At 74.6% G+C, this 6,703-nt stretch carries 5 protein-coding genes; 1 reads left to right on the top strand and 4 read right to left on the bottom strand.

The features are described 5' to 3' along the window. Positions 1-501 precede the first annotated feature (501 nt). Positions 502-1,758 carry an aspartate aminotransferase family protein gene (locus tag VIW71_RS19855; protein ID WP_331623720.1) on the bottom strand — a complete coding sequence of 419 codons (1,257 nt, stop codon included), beginning with the start codon at positions 1,756-1,758 and terminating at the stop codon, positions 502-504. A 171-nt stretch (positions 1,759-1,929) separates the two neighbouring features. Between VIW71_RS19855 and VIW71_RS19850 the strand changes: the two genes are divergently transcribed. Further along, entirely contained in the window at positions 1,930-3,678 is a 1,749-nt protein-coding gene (locus tag VIW71_RS19850) for a PucR family transcriptional regulator (RefSeq protein WP_331623718.1), read from the top strand. 82 nt (positions 3,679-3,760) lie between these two features. On the opposite strand, the gene VIW71_RS19845 is transcribed toward VIW71_RS19850, so the two are convergent. The 3 genes from VIW71_RS19845 to VIW71_RS19835 form a co-directional block, all read right to left on the bottom strand. After that, the gene (locus VIW71_RS19845; RefSeq protein ID WP_331623717.1) at positions 3,761-4,957 is read right to left on the bottom strand and encodes a damage-control phosphatase ARMT1 family protein; all 1,197 of its coding nucleotides are present in this window, start codon (positions 4,955-4,957) and stop codon (positions 3,761-3,763) included. Between the two features lie 134 nt (positions 4,958-5,091). Beyond that, the gene (locus VIW71_RS19840) at positions 5,092-5,250 is read right to left on the bottom strand and encodes a hypothetical protein (RefSeq protein WP_331623716.1); all 159 of its coding nucleotides are present in this window, start codon (positions 5,248-5,250) and stop codon (positions 5,092-5,094) included. Next, positions 5,247-6,703: PHP domain-containing protein (locus VIW71_RS19835; protein WP_331623715.1), on the bottom strand; the 1,457-nt coding region annotated here is incomplete at its 5' end. The genes VIW71_RS19840 and VIW71_RS19835, both read right to left, overlap by 4 nt.

Below are 6,703 nucleotides of genomic sequence, written 5' to 3'. Positions count from 1 at the left end.
TGCTTGGGCACGGCGGCCACGATGTGCTCGCGCGCGGCGGTCACGGCTGCGGGCGGAGTCGTACTCACGGGATACCTCCTGGCTGATCGAGGGAATGACGGGTTTGCCGGTCCGGCGCCCACCGCGCCGAGCGGCCGCCCGCACGACGCCGGTCCCGGCGGGCGGTCCGCCGGCGGAACCGACGGGCACGGACGGGCCGACCTGCGCGAGACCGCCGGGACGAACAGGCGGACGCGGGCGAAACCGCCGTCCGGGCGGACGGACAGCCGCCGGTGCGGACCGACGGACGTACGCGAGTCCGCCGAGCACGGCGGACGGATGTCCGCGGAACCGACGAGCCCGGCGGACGGATGTCCGCGGAACCGACGGGCCCGGACGGGCGGAGTCGGCGAGACCGCCGGTACCGAGGGCGGACGTACGCGAGAACGGCGATCCCGCGGAACCGAGGACCCGGGCGGGCGGCCCGCGCACCGTCCGGTCTGCGCCGCGCGGGCGGCTGCGTTACGCCTGGGTGCCGGCCCGCACCGCCGCGGTCCAGGCGCGCAGGCCCGCGTCGACGGCGCCCTCGTCGACGACGAGGGCGGGGATCATGCGGACGACCTGGTTCCAGGCGCCGCACAGCAGCAGGAGCAGGCCCTCGTCGACGGCGGCGCGCTGGACGCGGGCGGCGGTCTCGGGGTCGGGGGCGCCGTCCGGGGTGACGAACTCGGTGGCGAGCATGAGGCCGAGGCCGCGTACGTCGCCGATGGCCGGGGTGGCGGCGGCGACGGCCTCCAGGCCGGCGCGCAGGCGCAGCCCCATCGCGTCGGCGTTCTCGACCAGTTTCTCGTCGCGGATCACGTCCAGGGTCGCGACGGCCGCCGCGCACGCGACGGCGTTGGCGCCGTACGTACCGCCCTGCGAGCCCGGCCACGCCTTGCGCATGAGCTCGTCCGGCGCGGCGATCCCCGAGAGCGGGAAACCGCTGGCCAGCCCCTTGGCGGTGACCAGGATGTCCGGCGCGACGCCGAAGTGCTCGTGGCCCCAGAACCGCCCGGTGCGGCCGACGCCGGTCTGCACCTCGTCCATGATCAGCAGGAAGCCGTACCGGTCGGCGCGCTCGCGCAGCCCCTCGACGAAGTCCCGGGTGGCGGGCACGTACCCGCCCTCCCCGAGCACCGGCTCCACGATGACCGCGGCCGTGTCGTCCGGGGCGGAGATCGTCTGCAGGACGTAGTCCAGCTCCCGCAGGGCGAACCGGGTGGCGGTCTCCTCGTCCCAGCCGTAGCGGAACGCCGTCGGGAACGGGGTGACGACCACGCCGCCCATCAGCGGCGAGAAACCGGACCGGAACCGGGTCCCGGAGGTGGTCATCGAGGCGGCGGCCACCGTACGGCCGTGGAAACCGCCGTGGCAGACCAGGACGTTCGGCCGGCCGGTGGCCTGCCGGGCCAGCCGCAGCGCGGCCTCCACCGCCTCGCTGCCGGAGTTGGTGAGGAACAGACTGTCAAGCCCGGCCGGCAGCACCTCGCCGAGCCGGCTCACCAGCCGGCGCAGCGGCTGGTGCATGACGGTGGTGTACTGGCCGTGGATGAGCGTGCCGACCTGCTCCTGAGCTGCGGCCACCACCTTCGGGTGGCAGTGCCCGGTGCTGGTCACGCCGATGCCGGCGGTGAAGTCCAGGTACCGGCGGCCGTCGTCCCCGTACAGGTGGACGCCCTCCCCGCGGACGGCCACCACGGGCGTGGCCTGGCGCAGATGCGGCGATAGTTCGGTCATGTTCGTCTCCCGGGCCACTGGTCGGTCACGGCGGTACCGCGAGCATCGCCGGGACCCCGGGACGGGACAACGAGTGTTCTGTCCGGGCCGCGGGTCCGTATTGGACGTTCTGTCAACCGTGTGGTCCCGGGCTACGCTGGCCGCCCCCACCCGGCCCGCAGGGAGGCGCCCGTGAGCGACACGCCCCAGTCGGCCACCGGTGAGCGGCCCGAGGGCACACCCCGGCCGCTGACCGTGGCCGAGGCGCTGGCGCTGCCCGTGCTGGCCGCGGGGCAACCGCGGGTCGTCACCGGCGAGTCGGGGCTGCTCCGCCCGGTCCGCTGGGTGCACATCACGGAGCTGACCGACCCCGCCTCGTTCCTCAAGGGCGGCGAGCTGGTGCTGACCACCGGAATGCCCCTGCCGGAGGAGCCCGCCCGGGTGCGCCGGTACGTCGACGAGCTCGCCGAGGTGGGTGCGGCGGCCCTGGTCATCGAACTGGTACGGCGCTACCACCGGCCGCCCGACGCCCTGGTCCGCGCCTGCCGCACCCGCGACCTGCCGCTGGTCACCCTGTCCAGGGACGTCAACTTCCTGGAGGTCACCCAGGTCGTGCACGCCCTCATCCTCGGCAACCAGGCGGAGACGATCCGCCGGACCCAGCGCATCCACGAGGCGTTCACCGCCCTGACGCTACGGGGCGCCGGTCCGCGGGAGGTGCTGCGGACGGCCGCCGAGACGAGCGAGCACACCGTCGTCCTGGAGAACCTGGTGCACCAGGCGGTGATCTGCGCACCCGCCGGCCGCAGCGTGGAGGACGCGCTCACCGACTGGGAACGGCGTTCCCGGGCGACGCCCGCCGTCGACCGCCCCACCGTGCACGGCCCCGAGGGCTGGCTGACCACTCCCGTGGAGTACCGGGGCGAACGGTGGGGCCGCGTGGTGATGCTGCCCGATCCGCTCCCCGTCGGGAAACCGGGCGAGGACCGGGGCGGGAAACCGGGCAGCGACCCGGGCCGGAACCCGGGCGAGGACCTGGGCGGGGCCCCACGCGGAAACCCGCCGCGCGCCCGCGCGTTCGGACCCGAGGACGTGACCGTGCTGGAGCGGACCGCGCTGACGCTGACCATCGCCCGCCTCATCCACACCACCACCTGGGAACGCGGCGCGCACCGCGACGCGCTGCGCGACCTGGCCGAGCAGCGCTACCGTTCCCCCGGCGAGGCCCGCGCCCGCGCCGCCGCGCTGGGCCTGCCGCCCCAGGCGGACCGCTACCTCGCGATCCTGGTCGACGCCGGCACCGGCGCCGACCCCGCGGACGGACGCGGGGCCCGGCTGGAGGACGCGCTCGCCCGCGAACTGGCGGCGACGGCGGGGCCCGCACTCGTCGGGGAACTGGCCCCCGGACGCGTCGGCGTCCTGCTGGCCCTGCGCGACGCCCGCCCCTGGCGTCCGGTGGCCGAACGGTTGAGCCGCACCGCCCTGTCCCTCGCCCCGGACGCGATCGTGAGCGTCGGCTGCGAGACGGCGGACCTCACCCACACCGCCCGCTCCTTCCGTGAAGCGTCCCGGGTGGCGGAGGCGGCCCTGCCCGGCTCCCCCGGCAAACCCTTCCACGAGCTGTCCGACATCGGGCTGCCCCAACTGCTGTACGCCCTGCGCGACGACGTACGCGTGCAGGACTACGTGGAACGCCAGCTCGGCCGGCTCATCGACCACGACGCCCGGCACGGCACCGACCTGCTCTCCACCCTGCGCCACTACCTCGACGCCGCCGCCAGCAAAACCGCCGCCGCCCACCGCGGCGGCCTCTCCCGCCAGACCCTCTACCAGCGCCTGCGCACCATCGAACGCCTCCTCGACCGCGACCTCGACTCCGGCCCCCACCGCACCGAACTCCACGTGGCCCTCACCGCCCTGGACGCCCTGCGCCCCCGCTGAGCGTCCACCGCGCGACGCACGGCGGCGTGCCCGGTCGCGTGACGGCCACCCGGTCGCGAGGGCGGCCGACGTACCCGGGCTGTCAGGGGCGCATCTGGATGACGGCGTGGGTGCCGGTGGTGCGCCAGGGGGTGGCGGTCGCGTCGAGGGCGGCGAGGGTGCGGGGGGCGAGGCCGGTGACGACGTCGGACTTCAGGGTGCGCAGGGCGGCCAGCGGGGCGCCGGGGAAGGTGGAGGTGAGCTCGGGGAAGGGGGTGGTCGCGGGCCAGTGCCGGTCGCCGACCAGGCGGCGGTAGTTGAGGTCGCCCTTGACCAGGGTGAGGGTGGCGCGCCCCAGGTCGGCCCGCAGGTCGGCCGGCATGTCCGCGTACGGCAGGGGCGCGCAGGAGAAGGGGTGCGCCCGCACGTCCAGCCGGCCGCCGCTCATCGCCCGCCACAACCGGGCGCCGGCCTCACCCGCCCGCCCCCGCGCCTCGGCGATACGGCGCAGGCAGTCCACGACATCGGCGGTGGTCGCGTCGGAGACGAAGTACGGGTACGGCTTGACGTGCAGCACGACGCCGGCCGCGCGGCCGGTGTGCAGGAGGTGGTCGATCAGGATCAGGTCGGCGACCAGTTCGCGGCCCGCGTTGTCCGCCACGACGTACACCGCGCCCCCGGGTCCCGCGGCCAGGTGCCGCCACAGCGGGGCGCTGTCGTCCACGACGAGCGTGCCCGCCGCGCCGGACTCGTCGCCGGCGGAGATGCGGAAACCGAGGTCCGCCCGGTTGCCCCACAACGCCCCGTGGAGCACGGCCGCGTCCTGTGCCTCCGGTGGCAGACCGGCCACCTCGTCCAGTACCGCCAGTTCCGCGGCGACGGCCGCGCCGCGCAACTCGGCGCGCTTGAACGGGCCGAACGGGTCGATGCCCTGCCACGGCCCCGCCGCGAAGTAGCCGACCGCCTCCAGCAGCCGTCGGTAGAAGTAGCTCTCCGCCCACAGGAACGGCACGTCGAACCACGACCGTCCGACGTATCCCGTCCCCCACCGTTCCCACCGCTCGTACGCGTGCGCGCCCGGCGGAAGGGCCGTGATCCTGGAGGAGTTCGGTCCTCCCGTGATCTCCTCCAGGAGCGCGTCGAGGGCGCGCCGCTGCTCCGGCGGGTACGGAAAGGCGTCGCGTACCTGCCGGATCAGCGCGGGGTGTCGCTCGGCCAGCACACTGCGGGCGAACGAGCCCGGGGTGGCGCCCGTGATCACGGGCGCGTCGCCCGGCGGCGTAACGGCTGCTTCGGACATCGGCTCCCCGGTTCCTCCGGCTGCGACCGCGCCGGCGATCCGTACGCGGGGCCCGGGCGGTCAGCCGCGGGCAGATCCTGCGTCGCATGGTAGGCGGGCGGCGCGGAACCGCCCGCGGGGGGCACGGCCCCGGCTCAGCCGTTGATGAGGTGGGTGCAGGCGACGGTGCCGGTGGGCAGGTCGAGGGCGGTCGCGAGGTGGTGGATCAGGTGGTCGGCCTCGCGGAGGTTCGCGGAGCCGGTGTCCCCACCGCTGACGGTGTGGACACCGGGCCCGGTGGGCGGAGAGGTCATGCGGGCAGGACCCACATTGGGGTGGAGTAGAACCAGAGGTCCTTCCAGGGGTCGGCGTCGCCGACGACGTCCATGGCCGGGCCCGCCGGGTCGACGGCGGCACCGTGCAGGCCGACGGCGGAGCGGTTGCCGTCGGTGCCGCGCAGGCGGACGTAGCACGGCTGGTCGACCCGGCCCAGGGAGTAGGTGAGGCGCACGGCGCCGGTGGACCGGCCGACCTCGAAGGACTTCACGACCCTGGTGTTCGGTGTGGTGAAGCTGTCCTGGTCGGAGACGGCGCCGGTCACGTCGCCCTGGATGACGTCCACACGGGCCAGTCCGGGGACGAACTGGGCCCAGTTGGGGCCGCCCGCCAGGGCGATGTCGATCATCAGGTCCACCCGGCCGCCGCGGCGGACGTGGAGCACGCCGCCGAGCGTGACCGCGTTTCCGGAGCCGGTGACGCGTGCGTTCAGGCCGCTGATCAGGCCGCCGTGGTCGACCCAGACCCGGCCGGCGCGGATGCCGTCCATCACGGCGCCGTACGAGAATCCGGCCGCGCCGACGTGGGTGCGGCTGTACTGGCCGGGCCAGTAGTCGCCGTCGCTGAGGTTGAGTCCGCCGCCGTAGACCGGGTCGTTGTAGCGGCCGTTTGCGTTGAAGTCGCTGCCCGGCCCGCGCACGGCGGTGTCGGCGTAGACGTTGTGGGAGTCGGAGTTGGCGGTGATCCACCACGGCTTGCCCTCGGCGAGCAGGCTGTCCCACAGGCCGCCGACCGTCGCGGTCATCCAGTCGAAGCCGCCCCAGGTGCGGTAGCTCTCCAGCGGGTAACCGGCGTACGAGTCGGCGCTGGGGCTGCTGTCGTAGAAACCGCGCCCGGAACCGGCGCCCCGCGGGGCGGGCAGGCCGGCCGCCTGGTGGCCGGGGGCGCCCTCCATGCCGACCGCGATGTGCGGCTGGGCGTCGCGCCAGGCGCGCAGCTCGTGCGGGGAGTCGATGCCCTTGCGCGCCGGGTGGTTGGCGAGGAACAGCACGTCCTTGACCGTGCGGCGCTGGACCTGCTCGGCGAGGAAGTTCAGACCGGAGATGGCCAGCGCCTCGTTGGCGGGCGTGGAGCTCGTGGCCTCGCGGACCGAGCCGTCGAAGGAGGTCTCGAACTCCTTCAGCACCGCCACCTCGTTGCGGCCCGGGTGGACGAAGACAGTGCCGTGCTCGGCGGCCGGGATGTTCCACTCCAGGCCCTGGAAGACCAGGGTGTCCGAGATCTGGTCGCGGGCGGCGACGATGTCCGGGTTGACCTTCTCCACGCCGATCTTGGCGTGCGTCTCGCTGCCGTGGTCGGTGACGACCATCCAGTCCAGGCCGTGGGCGTTGGCCTGCCGTACGTGGTCGATGACCCGGTACTTCGCGTCGGAGCTGTACTGCGTGTGGATGTGGTGGTCACCGGCCAGCCACAGGTAGCCGGCCGGCCGGG

It is taken from the genome of Streptomyces sp. (genome assembly GCF_036524955.1).
GTDB lineage: Bacteria > Actinomycetota > Actinomycetes > Streptomycetales > Streptomycetaceae > Actinacidiphila.
The sequence above is the reverse complement of the archived record's forward strand: the minus strand, read 5'-3'. Positions and strand labels throughout refer to the sequence as shown.

What these genes read in the sequence shown, in the direction of transcription:
- VIW71_RS19840 (WP_331623716.1), bottom strand. Translation starts at nt 5,250, where the DNA reads ATGACCTCTCCGCCCACCGGGCCCGGTGTCCACACCGTCAGCGGTGGG.
- VIW71_RS19845 (WP_331623717.1), bottom strand. Translation starts at nt 4,957, where the DNA reads ATGTCCGAAGCAGCCGTTACGCCGCCGGGCGACGCGCCCGTGATCACG.
- VIW71_RS19855 (WP_331623720.1), bottom strand. Translation starts at nt 1,758, where the DNA reads ATGACCGAACTATCGCCGCATCTGCGCCAGGCCACGCCCGTGGTGGCC.